Source organism: Pseudomonas maioricensis (genome assembly GCF_022790535.1).
Lineage (GTDB): Bacteria > Pseudomonadota > Gammaproteobacteria > Pseudomonadales > Pseudomonadaceae > Aquipseudomonas > Aquipseudomonas maioricensis.
The window spans coordinates 1-20,442 of sequence record NZ_LOHG01000001.1 but is presented as its reverse complement, the minus strand read 5'-3'; the positions used below and the strand labels follow the sequence as shown (position 1 = coordinate 20,442).

General features: G+C 57.5%; 16 protein-coding genes. 9 read left to right on the top strand and 7 right to left on the bottom strand.

What is annotated here, in order from left to right; genetic code table 11:
* Positions 1-11: 11 nt before the first annotated feature.
* A complete protein-coding gene (gene hemB / locus AUC61_RS00080) occupies positions 12-1,022 on the bottom strand; it encodes a porphobilinogen synthase (RefSeq protein ID WP_087271991.1) in 1,011 nt (336 codons plus the stop codon).
* 219 nt (positions 1,023-1,241) lie between these two features.
* Here hemB and AUC61_RS00075 point away from each other — a divergent pair, with 219 nt between their 5' ends.
* Positions 1,242-1,922 carry a DedA family protein gene (locus AUC61_RS00075; RefSeq protein ID WP_243243916.1) on the top strand — a complete coding sequence of 227 codons (681 nt, stop codon included), beginning with the start codon at positions 1,242-1,244 and terminating at the stop codon, positions 1,920-1,922.
* A gap of 329 nt (positions 1,923-2,251) precedes the next feature.
* Positions 2,252-2,914, top strand: coding sequence for an isoprenoid biosynthesis glyoxalase ElbB (elbB, locus tag AUC61_RS00070; protein ID WP_122667070.1), 663 nt, complete (start codon positions 2,252-2,254; stop codon positions 2,912-2,914).
* 109 nt (positions 2,915-3,023) lie between these two features.
* Here the strand turns inward: elbB and codA are convergent, their stop codons facing one another.
* The 5 genes from codA to AUC61_RS00045 form a co-directional block, all read right to left on the bottom strand.
* Positions 3,024-4,259 (bottom strand): cytosine deaminase, encoded by a 1,236-nt coding sequence (gene codA, locus AUC61_RS00065; protein ID WP_243243914.1) that lies wholly within the window; start codon positions 4,257-4,259, stop codon positions 3,024-3,026.
* 2 nt (positions 4,260-4,261) lie between these two features.
* Positions 4,262-5,479, bottom strand: coding sequence for a PucR family transcriptional regulator (locus AUC61_RS00060; RefSeq protein WP_243243912.1), 1,218 nt, complete (start codon positions 5,477-5,479; stop codon positions 4,262-4,264).
* A complete protein-coding gene (gene codB / locus AUC61_RS00055) occupies positions 5,476-6,741 on the bottom strand; it encodes a cytosine permease (protein ID WP_243243909.1) in 1,266 nt (421 codons plus the stop codon). The genes AUC61_RS00060 and codB overlap by 4 nt, the downstream gene beginning before the upstream one ends.
* 210 nt (positions 6,742-6,951) lie before the next feature.
* On the bottom strand, positions 6,952-7,347 hold the full coding sequence (locus tag AUC61_RS00050) for a YaiI/YqxD family protein (protein WP_243244330.1): 396 nt from the start codon (positions 7,345-7,347) through the stop codon (positions 6,952-6,954).
* A gap of 184 nt (positions 7,348-7,531) precedes the next feature.
* On the bottom strand, positions 7,532-9,427 hold the full coding sequence (locus AUC61_RS00045) for a cytochrome c/FTR1 family iron permease (protein WP_243243908.1): 1,896 nt from the start codon (positions 9,425-9,427) through the stop codon (positions 7,532-7,534).
* A 536-nt stretch (positions 9,428-9,963) separates the two neighbouring features.
* Between AUC61_RS00045 and AUC61_RS00040 the strand changes: the two genes are divergently transcribed.
* Positions 9,964-11,094, top strand: a complete 1,131-nt coding sequence (locus AUC61_RS00040; RefSeq protein ID WP_243243905.1) for a mechanosensitive ion channel family protein — start codon at positions 9,964-9,966, stop codon at positions 11,092-11,094.
* Between the two features lie 146 nt (positions 11,095-11,240).
* Here the strand turns inward: AUC61_RS00040 and AUC61_RS00035 are convergent, their stop codons facing one another.
* Positions 11,241-12,728 (bottom strand): YdgA family protein, encoded by a 1,488-nt coding sequence (locus AUC61_RS00035; RefSeq protein ID WP_243243903.1) that lies wholly within the window; start codon positions 12,726-12,728, stop codon positions 11,241-11,243.
* Between the two features lie 318 nt (positions 12,729-13,046).
* Between AUC61_RS00035 and AUC61_RS00030 the strand changes: the two genes are divergently transcribed.
* From AUC61_RS00030 to AUC61_RS00005, 6 genes are all read left to right on the top strand, one after another.
* The gene (locus AUC61_RS00030; RefSeq protein WP_243243901.1) at positions 13,047-13,739 is read left to right on the top strand and encodes an HAD-IA family hydrolase; all 693 of its coding nucleotides are present in this window, start codon (positions 13,047-13,049) and stop codon (positions 13,737-13,739) included.
* Between the two features lie 172 nt (positions 13,740-13,911).
* Positions 13,912-14,415, top strand: coding sequence for a sigma-70 family RNA polymerase sigma factor (locus tag AUC61_RS00025; RefSeq protein ID WP_243243899.1), 504 nt, complete (start codon positions 13,912-13,914; stop codon positions 14,413-14,415).
* Positions 14,415-15,380 carry a FecR domain-containing protein gene (locus tag AUC61_RS00020; protein ID WP_243243897.1) on the top strand — a complete coding sequence of 322 codons (966 nt, stop codon included), beginning with the start codon at positions 14,415-14,417 and terminating at the stop codon, positions 15,378-15,380. The genes AUC61_RS00025 and AUC61_RS00020 overlap by 1 nt, the downstream gene beginning before the upstream one ends.
* 96 nt (positions 15,381-15,476) lie before the next feature.
* A complete protein-coding gene (locus tag AUC61_RS00015) occupies positions 15,477-17,927 on the top strand; it encodes a TonB-dependent receptor (protein ID WP_243243896.1) in 2,451 nt (816 codons plus the stop codon).
* 371 nt (positions 17,928-18,298) lie between these two features.
* On the top strand, positions 18,299-19,474 hold the full coding sequence (locus AUC61_RS00010; RefSeq protein ID WP_279290869.1) for an MFS transporter: 1,176 nt from the start codon (positions 18,299-18,301) through the stop codon (positions 19,472-19,474).
* Positions 19,475-19,560: 86 nt separating this feature from the next.
* Positions 19,561-20,301: a GntR family transcriptional regulator gene (locus tag AUC61_RS00005; protein ID WP_243243892.1), complete on the top strand. Its 741-nt coding sequence runs from the start codon at positions 19,561-19,563 to the stop codon at positions 20,299-20,301.
* Positions 20,302-20,442 lie beyond the last annotated feature (141 nt).

Below are 20,442 nucleotides of genomic sequence, written 5' to 3'. Positions count from 1 at the left end.
TTCCTGTACGGCTATTGCCCTTTTAACAGTTCTGCAGCGCGGACGGCGAAATAAGTAAGGATGCCGTCAGCCCCTGCGCGTTTGAAAGCGGTGAGCGATTCGAGAATAACGCCTTCACTGAGCCAGCCATTCTGGATGGCCGCCATGTGCATCGCGTACTCGCCGCTGACCTGATAAACAAATGTCGGCACCTTGAACTCATCCTTGACCCGATGAAGGATGTCCAGATAAGGCATGCCCGGTTTGACCATGACCATGTCCGCGCCTTCAGCCAGATCGGCAGCCACTTCATGCAGCGCTTCGTTGCTGTTGGCCGGGTCCATCTGATAGGACGCCTTGTTCGCCTTGCCCAGATTCAACGCCGACCCGACCGCATCACGGAATGGACCGTAGTAGGCGCTGGCGTACTTGGCCGAGTAGGCCATGATCCGCACATTGACGTGGCCAGCCAGTTCAAGCGCTTCACGAATAGCCTGGATTCGACCGTCCATCATGTCAGAGGGTGCCACAACCTGAGCACCGGCATCGGCATGGGACAGTGCCTGTTTGACCAGTGCATCGACGGTGATGTCGTTCTGCACATAGCCTTCTTCGTCAAGAATGCCGTCCTGACCATGAGTCGTGAACGGGTCAAGCGCCACATCAGTGATGACGCCCAGCTCCGGGAAGCGGTCACGCAGCGCGCGGGTGGCGCGCTGGGCAATACCGTCCGGGTTCCAGGCTTCGGCACCATCCAGGGTTTTCTTTTCGACCGGGGTCACCGGGAACAGCGCCAGGGCAGGAATGCCCAGCGCCACCCACTTCTGCGCTTCTTCGAGCAGCAGATCGATACTCAAGCGCTCAACGCCAGGCATAGACGCGACTTCTTCACGACGGTTTTCACCGTCGAGTACAAATACGGGGAGGATCAGGTCATCGACAGTCACAACGTTTTCGCGGACCAGGCGACGAGAGAAATCATCGCGACGATTGCGGCGCAGGCGGGTAAGAGGAAACAGGCGGTTGGCGGGGGTAAAGCTCACGGCGAGACTCCTGAGCCCGCGTACACGGGCAAGCGTGACAGTTATAAGCGACCATTATGACTAATGTGTGACAGTCATGGGCCACGTGCGACTCGGGGCCGCAGTTGAGGCTTTTGCCATTGTCCTTGTAGGAAAGATTAACGTCGAGACACATTTCCACACTTTCCTGAATGCCTTGGCCGAGTTAGGCTGCGCGTTCATTTCGCCAGCATCCAGACAATGCTCCAGAATTTCTTGCACGAATTTGGCTACTTTGCCCTCTTCATCGGCACCTTCTTTGAAGGCGAGACCATATTGGTCCTCGCTGGATTTCTGGCGTTCCGTGAGTACATGGACATCAAACTGGTCGTGGTCGTGGCCTTCTTCGGAAGCTACGCCGGGGACCAGCTCTGGTATTACATGGGGCGCAAGCACGGTCGAAAAATCCTGGCGCGCAAACCGCGCTGGCAACTCATGGGCGACAAAGCGCTCGCGCACGTACGCAAGCACCCGGATCTCTGGGTCCTGAGCTTTCGCTTCGTCTACGGGCTGCGTACGGTCATGCCTGTGGCCATCGGCCTCTCGGGCTATCCGCCGCTGCGCTACTTGATCCTCAACGGCATTGGCGCAGCTGTCTGGGCCGCGGCGCTGGGTTATGCGGCCTATCACTTTGGCGCAGTGCTCGAAGGCATGCTGGGTAACATCAAGAAGTACGAATTGTGGGTACTCGGCGCACTGCTGGTACTTGGGTTCGCCCTTTGGTTGCGTCGTCGTTTCAAGAACGCGCGCATTGCCAGAGAAGAAGCTGCCGCAGCGTCCATGGCAGCGGCAGCCGATGCTGAAGCGGGTGTCGCTAACCCGGTTCCGGCTGAAGTCACCGTTGAAGTGCCTGCTGACAGCAAGAAACACGGCGACCGCTAGGTCCACCACGAGCGCAATACTGCGGTATTGCGCTCGCCTGTAACGCCCCTCCTTCTATCAAAAGAATACAGCTACCTACTTGCCTGTAGGAGTGAGCTTGCTCGCGATAGCGTCAGCACAGGCTCTATATTTATAGACTGACAAACCGAATCGCGAGCAATGTGGAACGCCACCCCGGTCACTTCTACAGGTCCAATGTTTGCTGCGCGACAGCGCGGTGCCAAGACGTACGCATAGACTATCCGATTGAATCCCCGCCCCAGACGCTTGTCCCAATACCAGGTTAAAAGTCGTTGGGCAGACCGCTGCTTTCGATAGGGAGAATGATCATGCAAAAGAAAGTCGCCGTGATTTTGTCCGGCTGTGGCGTCTATGACGGCGCAGAAATTCATGAAAGCGTGCTCACGCTGCTGCGCCTTGATCAGCGTGGCGCAGCGGTGCAATGCTTCGCGCCCAATATCACGCAGCATCATGTGGTCAATCACCTGACGGGCGAAGAGATGCCGGAGACCCGCAACGTGCTGGTGGAGTCGGCACGCATCGCTCGCGGTGCCATCGAAGATATACGTGAGGCCGATGTCACCCAGTTTGATGCACTGATTATTCCTGGTGGTTTCGGCGCAGCCAAAAATCTGTCTGACTTCGCCACCGCAGGCGCGGACTGCAAGGTACAGGCTGAAGTCCTGGCATTAGCCGAAGCATTCGCTGAAGCGGGCAAGCCAGTCGGGCTTATCTGCATAAGCCCTGCGCTGGCCGCAAAAATCTACGGCCCCGGCGTGACCTGCACCATCGGCAACGATGCCGAAACCGCAGACGCCATCACCCGCATGAAGGGTGAGCATCAGGAATGCGAAGTGACCGATATCGTCGAAGATAAAGCCCGCAAACTGGTCAGTACTCCGGCTTATATGGTTGCCAAAACCATCGGCGAGGCGGCCGCCGGGATCAACAAACTAGTGGACCGGGTGCTGGAGTTGACTCACGAGGAATAGGCTTGAATAGCCACCTTGTAGGAGCTGCCGAAGGCTGGGAAGCGGTTGTCCTGATGCGCCGCGATTCGCAGCCTTCGGCAGCTCCTGCAGGACAGCGCAGTATGGCGGTTTAACTAAACTCAACCCGCTCCGGCACCCGCGTCATCAGTACCTTCCCGCCGCGAATCGACACCCGAGCCTTTGCCTGACGGCGCACGGCCTCGTAATCACTTTCAGCATCGAGGATCAACAGGTTCGCCGGTCGGCCCACTGCGATGCCGTAGCCCTCGCCCAAGTTGAGGGTGCGAGCGCTGTTGTCAGTGACAAGATCAAGGCTGCGCGCCAGATCCTCGAAACCCATCATGTGGCAGATGTGCAAGCCTGCATCCAGAACACGCAGGATGTTGCCATTGCCCAGCGGGTACCACGGGTCCTTGATCGAGTCCTGACCAAAGCACACGTTCATCCCGGCTCGATCCAGCTCGGCGACTCGGGTCAGGCCGCGGCGCTTGGGGTAACTATCGAAACGCCCTTGCAAGTGAATGCTCTCGGTTGGGCAGGAGACGAAATTGATCCCCGAGCGCCTCAACAAGCGGAACAGCTTCGAGCAGTACGCATTATCGTAGGAGCCCATAGCGGTGGTGTGGCTGGCCGTCACGCGGCTGCCCATCTCACGCACGCGGGCCTCTTCAGCCAGCACCTCCAGAAACCGCGAATTCGGGTCATCAGTCTCGTCGCAATGTACATCCACCAGGCAACCGGTTCGCTCAGCCAGATCCATAAGGAACTTGATAGAACTGACGCCCTGCTCACGGGTGTTCTCGAAATGGGGGATGCCGCCTATCACATCGGCGCCCATCTCCACGGCACGCTCTATCAGCTCACGACCGCCTGCGTAGGATTCGATGCCTTCTTGAGGAAACGCAACGATTTGCAGATCAATCAGGTGACGGGCCTCTTCACGCACCTCAAGCATCGCCTTGAGCGCGCCCAGTGTCGGGTCGGTGACGTCGATATGGGTTCGTACATGCTGAATGCCATGCTCGGCCAGCATCCGAATGGTGGTATGCGCGCGCTGCTTGGTGTCTTCATGAGTGATGGTTTCCTTACGCTGGGCCCAGCGCTCGATACCTTCGAACAAAGTCCCGCTCATGTTCCATTCTGGTTCGCCAGCGGTCAGCGTTGCGTCCAGATGGATATGCGGCTCTACCAATGGCGCAATCACTAGCTGGCTGCGAGCATCGATGTCATCAGCCCCGGGATGCAGGCTTTCAGCCTGAGCGGTGATAGCCGTAATGCAGCCGTTTTCCCAGCTGACAGTGTGTAGCCCTTGGGTTTTACGCAATGTGGCATTGATGATGTTCATGTTCATTCCTGTCGCTGGGCTTCGGACATGCGCCATACCAGCAGCGCAACCGAAGCGTTCATTCGAAAATTCGGGTCATCGAGACATTGCCCACTGAGCTGCTCGATTCTTTGAATACGCTGGTTGATGGTGTTGCGATGAATGCCCAGGCGCTGAGCGGCCTTGAGTCCGTTGCCGTTTTCCTGAAGCAGGGCGTCCATGGTTTCAATCAGGCTATGAGGCTGCTTGCGGTGAGTTTCGATCAGCGGCCCGAGGATCTGCTTGACGAAGCTATCGATGACCGAGCGATCAGCAACGGCTTGCAGCAAGCGCAATACGCCCAGCTCGCTGAAATCGCAAAGGCCACTGGCGGGGCGTAGGTGCTCGGCAACGTCCAATGCCTGCCGAGCCTCGTTCAGCGCCTGCCGATATTGCCCACAGTCTGCGACCGGGTTGGCCAGCCCCATAAACAACGCCATTTTGCCGAGCACCGACGCGAGCTCTCGATAAAGCAACGCCAGTTCATGACGAATCGCTTCAAGCCTGGGCAGCAACAGGATGAAAAGATCGCCCTGCACAATAACCGGCAAAGCGTCTGGCAAAGCGCGATTCCAGGCGTCGAGATGATCCAGCACCGCTTGCCGGGTCTGTTGCAGCAGGCGCTCCGCCGCCTCCGGCTCATGGCTGTCGAACAGCACGCTGACCGCCGACAAGCGCAGCGCTACCAGATGCCGGGGCACTTCCAGCGGCAAACGCAAATGCGCAGCGCGCTGCCGGGCGATACTCAGGCTCGGGTAATCACCACTGAGCAATTGGCCGAGGATGTCGTGGCGCGAGCGTTTGGTCTGCGCCATCTGCACCAGTGCTGTACCGATCAGATGGGTGACGATGACCATCTTCAACAGATACGGCTGCTCAATAAGCGGCAAGCCGTACTGTTCAGCAAGCTGGATTACAGACTCGGGAATATGCTGGATATAAGCATCACCGGTGAGGATCACCAACCCGGCGATGCCACTTGCATCGCCTTCACGAACCATACGCAGCAGGTTGGCTTCGTCGCGCAGATAATTGATGCCGGTGACGAACACCAGTTCGCCGCCCATGATCCAGTCGGCAATACCCTCATTCTCCGCCACATAGGACCAGCGCACACTGCGATGCAGATTCGCCGACCCTGCGCGCACGGTCATTTCCTCCAGCCCCGGTAGCTGGAGGATTTCTTCAACGGTCAGGGTCAAAGCTCCTCCTGAACGCTGACAACCATGCTCCGCTTGCCGGTGACTTCAAGCAGGACGATGTAGAAAATAGCCGACGCGGCAATGCCTACAAGTGGCGCAATCCACGGCGAGAAATACGCCAGTGCGGCGCCAACCGCATATGCCGATAGGCCCAGCAGGTTGTAGCGTGGCAACACGACGCTGGCCAAAGCAGGGTATTTACCGTGATGGCGATACCAGAAGTCAGCCATGATTACGCCACCTATCGGCGGGATGATCGAGCCCAGCAGGACCAGAAACGGAATCAGCATTTCGTACATGCCGCCGATGGCCAACACGATACCGAGCGCTGCGGCGATCAACGTCATGGTCCGCCGCCGCTCGCTACGCAACAGGTGGCAGGCCGCGGCAGATACGTTGTAAATAGTCGGCCCCTGAATGGTCCACAGGTTCAGGCAAAGCATGATCACTGCCGCAAACGACAGCCCCTGCAGCATCATCACTTCAACGATATCGGCTTGCTGATAAACCATCGCGCACCAGGCGCCAGCGACGACCATCAAACCGTTGCCCACCAGAAAGGCAACGACACTGGCAGTCACGGCCACGCGTCCGCTGCGCGACAAACGTGTCCAGTTGGTGGCCTGAGTCGCGCCACTGGCGAACGTACCGAACACCATGGTGATAGCCGCTGAAAGCGTCATGGTTTCGTGAGGAATAACCGCTGCCAGTCCCTGAAAACCGCCCACATCGCGGGTGGCAATGTACATGGAGATAACCAACAGAACGAACATCAGTGGCACTGAGACTCGCGACAGCACGTCCAGACCTTTGTAGCCGATGATTGCCGTGATGCTGAAGCCAAGACCAAACAAGACCATCAGTGGTGACGTGAAGCCCTCCGCCAGGCCGAGCATTTTTACCAACACGATGGCAACCGTCGCGGTGCCCCACGCGTACCAGCCCAGTTCGGCAAAGCCAAGCAGGACGTCCGACAGTCGGCTACCCGCCTCACCAAAACAAAAACGGCCCATCAGCACAGTGTTCAAGCCGCTGCGCGACGCGATGAAGGCCAGCGCCGCCGCGTAGATCGCCAACAGACTGTTGCCAATGGCTGCGATCCACAGCATGTCGACGAAGTTGAACGCCATACCCAGCTTTCCACCAGCAAACATAGTCCCGGTGAAGAACGTGAAACTGAACAGCACCATAGAAATCGACAACAGCCCTTTGCGTCCTTCACGCGGGGCTTCGCTCAAGGGAAACTCGCTGGGTGAACTCATATCGTTTTTCTCCACATCGAAAGGGTCGGGGCAGGCTGGTGCCAGAGCAATAACCAGGCCGTTTCCGGACGTCGCTTCGAAGCAGAAAAAAGCAGGCAGTGTTGATATCGGCAGATGTGCGAACTGCACACTTCAACGCGCTATTTTTGCGGAAGACTGTGCAGAGTGATTCATTCTGAGGCGGGCATGCACCGTTTTAGGGTGCAATTTTCAGCGGGTGAGACGCGTGAGAATGCGGTCAAGAGAGTTGGCAAAGGCCTGTTTTTCCCGGTCGCCATACGGCGGCTGCCCGCCACCCATCTGGCCTTGATCACGCAGGTCGGTGAACAGATTACGCACAGCGAGACGGTCGCCCATGTTCTGCGCGTCGAACTCCTTGCCACGCGGATCCAACGCAGCGACGCCCTTTTTAACCAGGCGATCGGCCAGCGGCACATCGCTGCAAATCACCAGTTCGCCGGGCACAGCATGCTCCACCAGATAATCGTCCGCGGCATCAGGACCACTCGGTACCACGATCAGCTTGACCAGCGTGTACGTGGGCTTGATCTGACTCTGACCGGCAACCAGCACCACTTCGAACTGACGTTTGAGGGCGAACTTGATGACCTGGTCTTTTGCTGCCTTGGGTCAGGCGTCGGCATCGATCCAGACGCGCATGGGGGTACCTCGCAGTTCGAATTTAAACAGTCCTGTAGGAGTGAGCTTGCTCGCGATCACGGTCTGTCAGCCAACACATTTGTCTGCTGAACAATGCTATCGCGAGCAAGCTCACTCCTACAGATAGAACTCACACTACCTGCGCCCTGCGCTTCTCGGCCAGCCAACTGCGGCTGTACAGCACCGCGATGGCCAGCAAGGCAATGAACTGGGCGCTCAGGGAATACGCGTCGGCATGAATCCCAAGCCAGTCGAACTCGAAGAACGGCACGGGGCGAGTCCCGAATATGCCAGCTTCCTGCAGAGCTTTGACACCATGCCCGGCGAACACCACCGACAGTGCGCACAACAGCGCAGCGTTAATTCCGAAGAACAGCGTCAATGGCAGTTTTGCCGAGCCGCGCAGGATGATCCACGCCAGACCGATCAGCAATACCAGCGCCGTAGCGCCGCCAGCCAACACGGCGTTGTGCCCAGCCGGGCCAGCTTGCAACCACAGGGTTTCGTAGAACAGGATGACTTCGAACAGCTCACGATAAACCGAAAAGAACGCCAGAATCGCAAAACCGAAACGACCACCGCCGCCTACCAGGCTGCTTTTGATGTAATCCTGCCAAGCCGCGGCATGACGACGGTCGTGCATCCAGACACCCAGCCACAACACCATCACACTGGCGAACAAGGCCGTCGCGCCCTCAAGCAGTTCACGTTGAGCGCCACTGACGTCGATCACGTAAGCCGCCAGCGCCCAGGTTCCGAGCCCCGCCAGCAAGGCCAGTGCCCAACCGATATTGACGCTGCGTACCGCTGACTCCTGACCCGTGTTACGCAGGAAAGCGAGGATCGCCGCCAACACCAGAATCGCCTCAAGGCCTTCACGCAGCAGAATCAACAGCCCGGAAATGTAGCTCAGCGAAGTGCTGAGTCCATCGCTGCCCAACAAGCCTGCTGACTCTTTAAGTTTGGCTTTGGCGAAATCCAGCTTTTGCGCAGCCTGCTCAAGCGGCAAGCCGTCCTGCAAAGACTGACGGTAAGCCATCAAAGCCTTTTCAGTGTCTTTGCGGACATTGGCGTCGACGTTATCCAGCGAACTTTCAACCAGCTCGAAGCCTTCCAGATAGGCCGCAACGGATAAGTCATAAGCCTGTTCGTGATCGCCTGTTCGATAAGCCGCCAGACTCTTGTCCAGCGTCTGGCTGGTGTAATCGAGCAACTGCGCAGGGCCGCGCTGAACCTGAGGAGGCTGAGCACGTTGAGCGCGGAAAGTGGCAACAGCCTGCTCACCCTCGGCAGCGCTGACTTCGAATGGGGTTTGCCGCGCCAGGTCAGCGAGGTTGTAGGTCTTGGTGGGCGCCGTCACTGGCTGCGCGCTAAAACTGGCGATATAAGTGGCAACATCCCAGCGCTGACGATCATCCAGCTGGTCAGCGAAGGCCGGCATATCAGTCCCGGCAATCCCGAGGCCTAGTGCGTTGTATAAGTCGTAAAGGCTCAGACGATCCAGACGAGCGACATCGCTTAAATCCGAGGGAGGCGGCTCAAGGCCGATACCCGCCGGGCCATCACCGGCGCCAGCGTCGCCATGACAGACCGAACAACGCTGGGCATACAACGGCGCGCCACGCGCAGGATCGGGTGTGATCACTGGCGCCTGACTGACCTCATAAGCCACGGCCAAACGCGCTCCCAACTGGCGGGCCTGACGGGTAATCACTGCCCCGTCCTGCTTCTGGGCAACGGCATCGGCAAGGCTTGAAACAGCTCTTCCGAGTTCGGCGCGCTCTGCCCGCTCAGGCAGTGCAGCAACCAGACCTCGCAAAACGCCCAGGGAATCCACCTGTTGCCGGTATTCATCTTCATCAACGATCTTGCCGTCCGCCACGCTCGACGGGTAATCGGCACCGATGTAATCAAGTAAATGCAGGGCTTGCGCCGCGCCATCAGTGGTATCAGCCAGCAAGCTGGAACTGCACAGCGCCAGCAATGGCAACATCAGCCAGGCCAGAAAACGGGAACGCATGGACATCAGTGATCTCGGCAAGTTAATCAGGTCGCGCATCGTTCACCCGGCTACCTCGCGACTAAGGCTAGGCCAGATCTTTGTTGCTAAATATTACATTAACCGCAGCTTATCCACAGCGCCGCTCAACGGTAATGAGAATTACTGGCATAAATAGCCAAAGGCTTACACGAAGAGACGGCAATTCGCCCTATTGATGCTGTGGGTTCCTGCGTAACATTGGATCCAACAACTGATGCGCAGGACGCGCACAGGATCAAGGATGATCGACCATGGCCCGGAGGGCTTACCGACAGGATGTTGGAATGGTCTTGAAGAAAACCCGCCTCGGCGGGTTTTTTGTTTGGGGACGAAAAATCTCTGAAAGCCGCTCGTGACTCCCGCCCTCAACAATTCATGAAAGATGCCACGCCAAATGCCGGGGAACATTCGCGGCGTTACAGGGTTCACACGTTTTCAGGCAGCTATCGCCATCGAGGCCGACGGGCCAAAACCGAGAGGGTCCGCTCGGCTTAAAGTCATTTTTGCTGTGGGTACCGTCGATGGAATATCTGTTGCCCCAGAGCTGGCTGGAGGCAGTGCCTCTGCCATGGCTCAAGACTCTGATCGCCGCGTGTGTTGCGGTATTACTGGCCTTGCTGATCCGTTGGCTGGCATTGAGCGTTCTGCGTCGCATCGCCAGTTCATTCGTGCTGCCACAACAGCTGGTTTATCGAGCGGCCAATCCGACGCTATGGCTCATGCCACTACTGGCGTTGCAGACAGTCTGGACTTCAGCGCCCGATGATCTGGTGCTGATCGGCACGGTGCGCCACGTCAATGGCTTGCTGGTTACTGCCGGGTTTACCTGGCTGGTGCTCAGTTGCGTCAAGGCGGTGGGTGAAGCGGTGGCAATCCGTAACCCGCTGGACATCGTCGATAACCTGCATGCACGCCGCATACAAACGCAGGTCCGCGTTCTGGTGCGCTGCCTGAATGCGCTGGTTTTGCTTTTTGGTACGGGCTTGATCCTGATGAGCTTCCCGCCTGTCGCCAAGATCGGCACCAGCTTGTTGGCGTCAGCAGGTCTGGCCGGACTGGCTGCGGGTTTTGCCGCAAAACCGGTACTGGGGAATTTGATCGCGGGTCTGCAAATCGCCATTTCCCAGCCGATCCGGCTCGACGACGTGGTCATTGTCGAGGGCGAATGGGGACGCGTTGAAGAGATCAGCGGCACGTACGTGGTCATCAAGATCTGGGACGAACGACGCATGGTCGTTCCGCTGCAGTATTTCATCGAGAAGCCTTTCCAGAACTGGACACGTGCCACCTCAAGCCTTATTGGCTCGGTGTTTGTCTGGGTGGACTATTCATTACCGGTGGAAGAACTGCGCGCAGAGGTACAACGCATTTGCGAAGACATCCCTCATCTGTGGGACGGTCGAGTGTGCGTACTGCAAGTCGCGGACACCAATGCCAAAGCCATGCAGCTTCGGGTTCTATTGAGTTCGGCAGACTCCTCGCGCAGTTGGGACGCTCGCTGTCACATGCGTGAACGCCTGATTGCCTTCATCGCCAAGCAATACCCACAAAGCCTGCCGCAACTGCGTACGGAAATTTCCTCGCGCAATGTACGACCAGAAATCGACGTCCACGAAACGCCAGTCGACATTCCTCGTCAGCCGCCGGTTTGAGGCTTGCTTCCACATTCTTGTTGGAGCGAGGCTTGCCCGCGAATCAGTCGACGCGGTGCACCAGTTGCACCGCGTTATCGTTTTTCGCGGACCAGCCTCGTGCCAACAGATTAGCGGCTCCCCTATAAGAGCAGGCCCGCGCCCTCTTACTTCATCCGCATTCCGATGACCTTGCTCATGATCAGGGCAATGAATTGCTCAGGGGTCATTTTCTGGCCATTGAAATCAACGATGTCATTGGCGTATTGCAAGTTGGAGACGATGTTATCGCCATCAACCTTTGCCACTTGCATCATGACGGCCATTGCACCGGCCATGTCACCGGCAGCTTTGGCTTGTTCAGCGATCGCAGCAGGGTCGGTCTGCCCAGCAAGACCTGCCTGCAGAGTCGCCAGGTCACTGATCATTGGCTTGGACAAAACCAGACGCGCGTCCAGTTGAGCAATGGCGTTGCGGAAGCGATCAGGCGATGGCTGTTCGGTCGAGCCGGTGTCAGTCAAATCCACGGCAACGTGCAGATGGCTTTCACCATTGGCAGTTTTGAGCGCGAGCCTTTCAAGCTCGACGTGTGGCTTGGCGGCCAGCAATTTGATGATTTGCGTATCGATCAATTGCTGGTCTGCGGGGCTGAGTTGCAGCGCCAGCTTCTCACCCGCTGCGTTGGCGGCCTGTTGTTGCGGCAGGATTTTGGTCTGATACAGGTCGTAAAGTGCCTGTGAAGCGGCCACATCAAAGTTGCTGATCTTGAACGCCGACTGCAACGCACCGACGTCCTTGCCGTTGTAATTGATCATGCCGACGTTGTAGCTCATCTGCGCAGCAAGATTGCCGCCCTCTTCCTGAGCCAGACTGGTCCCGGTCACGTCCTTGAGCGCGATAGGGGCCTGCCCTGCAACCTGTGCCACGAAGCTATCGGCTTTCAGGTTGTTATGGCCCAGATAGAAACCGGATTTGCCTTTGGTGCCGCCCATGTCCAAGGTCACGCCTTTGGCACCCAACGCGACCTCACCCTCTGGCGAGGTGACGTTCAGTTGGAAGTTATCCATTTTGCCAAGCAGCTTGATCTTGTCAGCATCAGCGCTGGCCTCGGTATCCAGTCGCAGACCTGAGAAGGTGAACGTCCCGTCGGTGTCCTTCAGCTCCAGCGGCGCCAGCAACAGAGCGCCAGTGGCAGAGCGGTCATAGCCGACGCTGGCGTAGCCGGTGACCGGACTTGCACCGTTGCTCATGGCAAACCATTTCTCGGCGCTTGGGCTCTTCTCCATCTGGAAGTTGCTCTGAGCCATGACCGGCAGGAGCTTGAAGCTTTTCAGACGCGAAACCGGCAGCGGTCCGTGTTCGATGTTGTCGACGAACAGGAACTCGGCATTCTTGCCATCGGTGGTCAGATTCTCATCGTGAACAAGCACACGATAATGTGCGGTGCTGCTGAACAGATGCCGATCAATCGACACCATCTCCAACGTGATGCGGCTATCAGAGCCTTTGAGGGATTTAGCCAGCTCCTGATTGCTCTGATCGATCGAATCACGCAGCACGCCTTCGATTCGGGTCCCCGTGTACCACGCTCCGGCGGTGGCCAGCGCCCCCACGACAACGATGACGCCTGCTGCGATGCCTACTGATTTATTCATGTTTGACTCGAAGAGATCCGTTTCTGGGTAATTTGAAAAAAGTCTTCCCTGAACCCTTCGCGGGTTTTCGGCAGCCTGATTCCAGGCCGACCAAAACAGCACGATGCATGGGCGAAAAGTCGCGAGAGGTTATCATCGCCATCTTCTCATGACCCAGTACTGTTGCTGTTTTGTGTGTACGAATGCTCCTTTTCTAAGGCTGTTGGGCAGCGTTCCGGCGGTTTGGTTGCAAACTGCCTGCATTCAGGTGTGGGGTAGCAATAGTCTTGCTCCAGACGTTAGGCTGGGGGCCGGTTTGGAATAACAGGATCCGAGACGATGACTGAACAGCGAAGCGAGCGAGGCCCAATCAAGGCCGTGATTTTCGACATGGACGGCTTGTTGCTGGACACCGAAGGGGTTTATACCGAAGTGACCCATTTGATCGCCAGCCGGTATGGCCGCACATTTGACTGGGGTGTCAAACAGCACACTATCGGCCGCGGCGCGCAGGACTTCGCAAGTTACGTGATTCAGGCGCTGGAACTGCCACTCTCAGTGGATGAGTTCCTCGAAATCCGCGCCCCCATGCTGGATGAGCGCTTCCCGAAAGCCCCCGCAATGCATGGCGCTGAAGCCTTGGTACGGCATCTGGCGGATAACAATATTCCCATCGCCGTCGGCACCAGTTCATCGATCCATTACTTCCACGCCAAGACCGAGATGCACCGCAGCTGGTTCGAACTGTTCGAAACCGTGGTGACTGCGGATGATCCGGAAGTCGGTGCGGCCAAACCTGCGCCGGATATTTTCCTGGTCGCCGCCAGCCGTCTGGGTGTTGCGCCAGCCGACTGCCTGGTGTTCGAAGACTCGCCCTTCGGCGTTACGGCCGCCAAGGCTGCTGGCATGTACGCCGTTGCGGTGCCCGACTCGCACATGCCGCTGGAGCAGTATGAGCACGCGGATCTGATTCTGAAATCGCTGGCCGACTTCCCGCTGCCAAACTGGGGATTGCCAGCAATGAAAGGCTAGTCCTAAGGGTTGCGGCGCTGCAGCTGAGTCATTAGCGGAGCGAGGCTTGTTGATAGGTACTGCGCTCGCTCCCGCTTTCAAAAATTGCCACCTCTGGCTGAACGCGGATAGAATTGCGATCAATTCTTAATTACATCTGGCAAGGATGCCGGACGCGCTCCAGTGGTTATCTATGTCGTCCGCCGATCGATCACTCAATCTGGAAATCCACAACCTCTACTGCGATCACCACGGTTGGTTGCAGGGTTGGCTTGTCCGCAAGCTGGGTAACGCCAGCGATGCTGCGGATCTGGCACACGACACGTTCCTGCGCCTGCTCACCCGACAGGCTCGCACTATGGGGAGTGAACCGCGAGCGCTACTGACTCACATCGCCAAGGGGCTGGTAATTGATCGCTGGCGACGCCAGGACGTCGAGCGCGCCTATCTTGAGACGATCGCTCATTTACCTGAGCCGGAAGTCCCCTCGCCTGAAACCCGTTTGCTGATTCTTGAGACGCTCTATCGCATCGAAGCCATGCTCAGAGAGCTGCCGGACAAAACTCGCCAGGCATTCCTCATGTCCCAGCTCGATGGCCTGACCTACGCGCAAATTGCCGAAGAATTGGGCGTGTCCCTTATCAGTGTCAAACGCTACATGCGCGATGCATTTCTTGCCTGCCTGAGCGTGGCCTGATGAACCAGCCCATTGATCCTCAGATTCTTGGCGAAGCCGCAGACTGGTTGGTGCAGCTGCACTCCGGGTCAGCAACGGATGAAGACCATCGCGCCATTCAGAGCTGGCGTGGCCGCAGTGCCCAGCATGCCCAGGCCTGGCAGCGGGCAGAAGCTATCCTCGGTGACTTCCGCTCGGTACCCGGCTCGATTGCTACGCAGACACTGCAGCAGATTGGCCGCAATAAAGGGATAGGACGTCGTCAGGCCCTGACCCGTCTTGGCCTGCTGTTACTCGCGGGCCCAAGCGCGTGGCTGGCCTACCAGCGTCTGCCCTGGCAGCAATGGACAGCCGATCAGCACACAGCGATTGGCGAGCAGCGCAAAATCACCCTGCCTGATGGAACTCATCTGGTGCTCAACACGGCCAGTTCGGTGAACATCGCTTTCAGCGATGACGAGCGCCGCGTCGAGTTGATCAAGGGTGAAATGTTGATTACCACCGCGAAAGACCCTGCGACCCGCTATCGTCCTTTTATCGTCAAAACACCACACGGCAGCGCCCGTGCGTTGGGCACACGATTCAGCGTCCGCCTGGATGAACAGTGGAGTCGTGTAGCCGTTCTGGAGGGCGCGGTGGAGATGCGTCCATTCAGCTCCGTGCAGAGCCTTGTGCTTCAGGCTGGCGAGCAAGGTGCGTTCAGTGATAACTCGCTGACACCCGTCAGCAGTGTGGATGCCAGTGCACTGACGTGGGAAAACGGCATGCTGGTGGCCAAGGATATGCGACTGGCTGATTTGCTGGCGGAGTTGGGACGCTATCGGCCGGGCATGTTGCGCTGCCATACCGCCGTTGCCGAGCTGCGCGTCTCTGGCGCATTTTCACTGCGTGATACCGACGCCAGCCTACGCTTGCTGAATGACACGCTCCCGATCACCGTCAGCAACATGACCCGTTACTGGGTCACGGTTGAGCCTCGCGCCTAGCTCGCAAAAATAATTTCACTTTCACTGATACCTTTTCCCGTGTCGTTCGGTGTGCAGATAACGCCCACATTTTCTCTGCGCCGACAGGTATGCCGCATGACAGCCAGGTTGCTTCAGCATTCGCTCCACAATCGCCCATCCCGTTCGCGCCTCAAGGCATTGAGCGTCGCCATCGCCCTGACGGCAGCCCTGCCAATGCATAGCACTCTGGCGGCTGATGCGACCACCAACACCACTGCGCAAGACTATGCTATCGCCCCGGGTCCGCTGGGGCATGTGCTCGCGCAGTTTGCGGCGTTGTCCGGCGTACCACTGTCATTCGATGCGACGTTGCTCAACAATCGTCAAAGTAACGGGCTGAAGGGCAGTTACACCGTACAAACAGGCTTTGAGCAGTTGCTGGCGGGAACTGGCTACACGTTGCTGAGCACTGGCAGCAACGGATACACCGTGGCCCCTCGGATTGAAGCCGGCGAGGCTGTAGAGCTGGGCGCGACCACGGTAGACGGGCAATCGATCAGTCAGAGCGAAACTTACGCAGGTGGCCAAGTCGCCCGTAGCGCCCGGCTGGGTGTACTGGGCAACCGCGAGATCAAGGACGTGCCTTTCAGCGTCGTGAGCTATACGGCGCAAACGATCGCTGATCAGCAAGCTAAAACCGTCGGCGACGTCTTACTCAATGACGCATCGGTGCGCCAATCGGCAGGCTTCGGTAACTTCTCTCAGGTCTTCACTATTCGTGGCCTGCCCTTGCAAACCGATGACATCTCGTTCAACGGTATGTACGGCATTCTGCCCCGGCAAATCATTACCACTCAGTCGCTGGAGCGCGTCGAGCTGTTCAAAGGCCCCAATGCATTCATCAATGGCGTCTCCCCCTCGGGCAGCGGTATCGGCGGTAGCGTGAACCTGGTGCCCAAGCGGGCGATGGACACACCTACCCGCAGTGTCACCCTGGACTACACCGGAAAAAGCCAGGTCGGCGGGCATCTGGACCTGGGCCAGCGTTTTGGCGAAGACAATCAATTCGGCGTGAGGGTTAACCTGGCCCAGCATGGAGGCGACACGGGCATTGATGATGAATCACAGCGCTCGTCGCTGATTGCCGTAGCGCTGGATTATCGCGGTGACCGGCTACGCCTTTCGGCGGATCTTGGTTATCAGAAAGAGCGCATCAACCAGGGTCGAGCGGTGGTTTATCCCACCGGTACTTCGGTCCCAAAGGCACCTTCGGCCAGTCATAACTACTCGCAGGACTGGACCTGGTCGCAGCTCGAAGATACCTACGGCATGCTCAACGGCGAGTACGACCTGAATGACAACTGGACGGTGTATGCCGGTGTGGGCGCCAAGCACACGCGCGAAAACGGTGTGTATTCGTCGCTGTATGTCAGCGACAAGTCGGGTACCGCCCGGGGTGGCTTCCTCTATCCGCCCCATGACGAAGACAACAAGAGCGCAATGGCCGGGCTTAACGGGCACTTCAATACCGGCCCTGTCACTCATCAGATGAACTTCGGCCTGTCCGGTGTATGGGGTGAACAGCGCTCGGCTTATGAGGCGCTGTATGTCGCCAGTCGTTTTCCCGGCAACCTTTATGACCCGGTGCAGGCCCCGCGCCCGACGCCACCGGCAACGTACTTTGGCAGCGACCTTCACGACCCGCGTATCGTCGGCAAAAACCGTATGAAAAGCGTGGCGCTTTCGGACACGCTGGGCTTCGTCGATGACCGCATTCTGCTGACGCTGGGCTTGCGTCGCCAGACCATTGAAGTTGACTCGTGGAACACTGCGACTGGGGCGCGCGGAACGCCTTACGACAAATCCATCACGACGCCAGTCTATGGCTTGGTACTCAAGCCGTGGGAACACGTTTCCTTCTACGCGAACCGTATTGAAGGCCTTGCACAAGGACCAACTGCGCCACTAACGGACGCAACCAACCCGGGCAAAGTGTTCCCGCCCAAGCGCAGCAAGCAGACAGAGGCGGGAGTCAAGCTGGACTGGGACTCTTACGGCGCGACCTTGGGTGTATATCGGATTGAGCAACCCAATAACACAACCTATCTAAACTCCTTGAGCGTAGATGGCCAGCAGGTAAATAAAGGTGTTGAACTGAACGTCTTCGGCGAGCCGCTCGATGGTTTGCGCCTGCTGGCCGGCGCGACCTGGATGGACACTGAGCAGACTAAAACCGCCGGGGGTGCCACGGATGGGAATCGTGCGGCTGGCGTTCCGCGCTTTCAATTCAATTTGGGAGGCGACTGGGACGTGCCAGGCATTCGCGGGGCAGCGCTCAATGCGCGCCTGCTGCGTACTGGCGGTCAGTACGTCAACAGCACCAACACATTGAGCATCCCGGCGTGGACGCGAGTAGATCTGGGTGCTCGCTACACATTCACCATGGACGAACGTGACATCACCCTGCGCGCCAATGTCGAAAACGTGGCGAACAAAGCGTATTGGGCTTCGGCGTCGACCGCCAATAATTATCTGACCCAGGGTACGCCAAGGACGCTCAAGGTATCAGCTACGGTGGACTTCTGATCACTGGCGAGAAAGTGCTTTATTGCGCTTTCTCGCACGTGGTGACTCATCTCAACGCACGCGTTTTCTGGACTGCATTCATCCTCTGTGGGAGCTGCCGAAGGCTGCGATCTCGGTATTCGAGTATGAATGCTTCGCAGCCTTCGGCAGCTCCAACAGACTCTCCCGTGTTTGCAGCGGAGTCATCTCCCGCCAGTACGCCTTATCGCGGTCAGCACAATCGCTGACGCCAGCCCACTTTGTATATAAGCTTGCCGTACAACCCGATTGACTGAAGAGAGCAGGATAATCCTGCCATCCTGATCAGTTGTCCTGGGTGGCGGTACGCGCCACGCCCAATCATCCTTTGCGGACGTTATCCACGCGTGGTCATGTATTCCCTCGTCATCCGTCGGCTGCTGATCTGCTCGCTGACCATTGTTGTCAGCCGCGCTATCACCAGCCCCTTGCTGACGCTGTTCTTGAGCAATCGACTAGGGCTGGACCAGCAAGATGTCGGCTTGCTGATGGGCATAGCTGTGTTTCTCGCCACGCTACTTGGGCTGTATGGGGGCTACATCATCGACCGCCTGGACAAGCGCAGGCTGTTGATTATGGCGATGCTTTCCAGTGCCATCGGCTTCACCTTGCTGACCTTTGCCCACAACGTCTACCTGACGACCCTGACATTGGTAATTACCGAGGCAGCATCAGCGTTATTTCTAATCGGCTCCAAAGCGATCATCAGCGAAAACCTGCCCATCGGTATGCGTGCCAAAGTCTTTTCGCTGCGCTACACGCTGACCAATATCGGCTATGCCACCGGGCCAATGCTGGGCGTGATCATCGCAGGATATCTACCGCTCGCACCGTTTCTGATTGCAGGTGCAATTGCGCTGGGAAGCGTGTTTCTGATGGTCGGGATCGCTCCGGTTAAACCTACCGAGAGCACGAAACCTCAGAGTTTCCTCGACACTCTGCGTATCTTGAAAAGCGACCGCACGCTGATCCTGTTCACTTGTGGGAGTTTGCTCAGCACGATCGTTCATGGCCGTTTTACGCTGTATCTATCGCAGTTCCTGCTAGTCACTCATGTACAGGAGGACGCGCTGCACATCCTGTCCGCCGTGCTGGCCTGCAACGCGGTGACGGTCATCCTCATGCAATATCAAGTAGGCCGCTTACTCAAGCGCGAGCAACTGGCCGGATGGATTTGTGTGGGAATAGGATTGTTCGTGTTGGGCCTGATCAGCTTCAGTTTTTCTTACAATATGCTGACGTGGTGCATCGCAATGTTCATTTTTACCCTCGGGGAAATGATCATATACCCCACCGAATATTTGTTCGTCGATACAATCGCTCCAGAGGCCTTGCGGGGCAGTTACTATGGTGCGCAGAACCTGGCCGCCTTCGGCGGTGCTTTGAGCCCGGTGATTTGCGGCTACCTGTTGATCAATACACCACCCACCACAATGTTTTATGTTCTGGCCGGACTGACGACTGCTGGCGGCGCACTATGCTTTATGAGTGCGCGCAAGCGTATGTCAGCCACGGCTACAGATCGCTGATCTCCAGGCCAGCAGGTTTGACAACCTATCGAGCACCACCTAGTGTCAATTGGATCCAATAATTTCACCCATGAAGAAAAGTAGCGATGCCCAACTCCGCTAGAGAAAGCCTCTTGCGCGCGATCATAGGCGACGAGCAGCCGCCTGCGCATTTAGCCAGAGCAGTGATCGAGGAAAAACTACGCAGCGCAATCCTGGATGGTCGATTGCCAGCCGGTACCGCTTTGCGTCAGCAAGAACTCGCCACTCTGTTCGGCGTAAGCCGTATGCCTGTGCGCGAGGCTCTTCGGCAGCTTGAAGCTCAGTCATTGCTTCGGGTTGAGCGGCACAAAGGGGGCGTGGTAGCTCCATTGATTGGCGAAGATGCTGTTGATGCCTACGCACTACGCATCCTTCTTGAATCAGAGGCAATACGCTTGTCCATCCCCCTCCTTGATGCCAGCGATATTGCCGAAGCGCGGCTCTGCATCGAAAAGCTTGAAGTTGAAACAGAATACGCCGAAATCGGCAGGCTCAACCGTATGTTCCACATGGCGCTCTATGCCAAGGTTTCTAACAGGCGGTTAATGGCGGCAGTGGAACAAGGGTTAAGCGAAGAGGAGCGTTTCCTGCGCTTTAATCTGGCAGCGATGGGTTTGGGCAAACTCGCTCAGGACGACCATTGGGAGTTGCTTAAACTGGCTGAGGAGCGGAAGGTAGAGGAAACCGTACAGGCTCTGCAGTTGCACCTTAGCCGAGGTGTGAAAGCCGTTACTCAGTATTTGCAAAGCCAGGCTAACGCTCAACCATTGCCCGCACGTAAAGCAAAAATCAGAGTTAGTAGCTAGCTCTCATTTCTGTGCAGTCATCGAATAAGCCTGCTTGATACTGCCTCCTGTCGTGGCTACCTCAGCTGTTACAGGCCGCCAAAACATCTGATTCTCCCCAGAAAGACAAAACCCCCGATCGCGTTAGCGATCGGGGGTTTT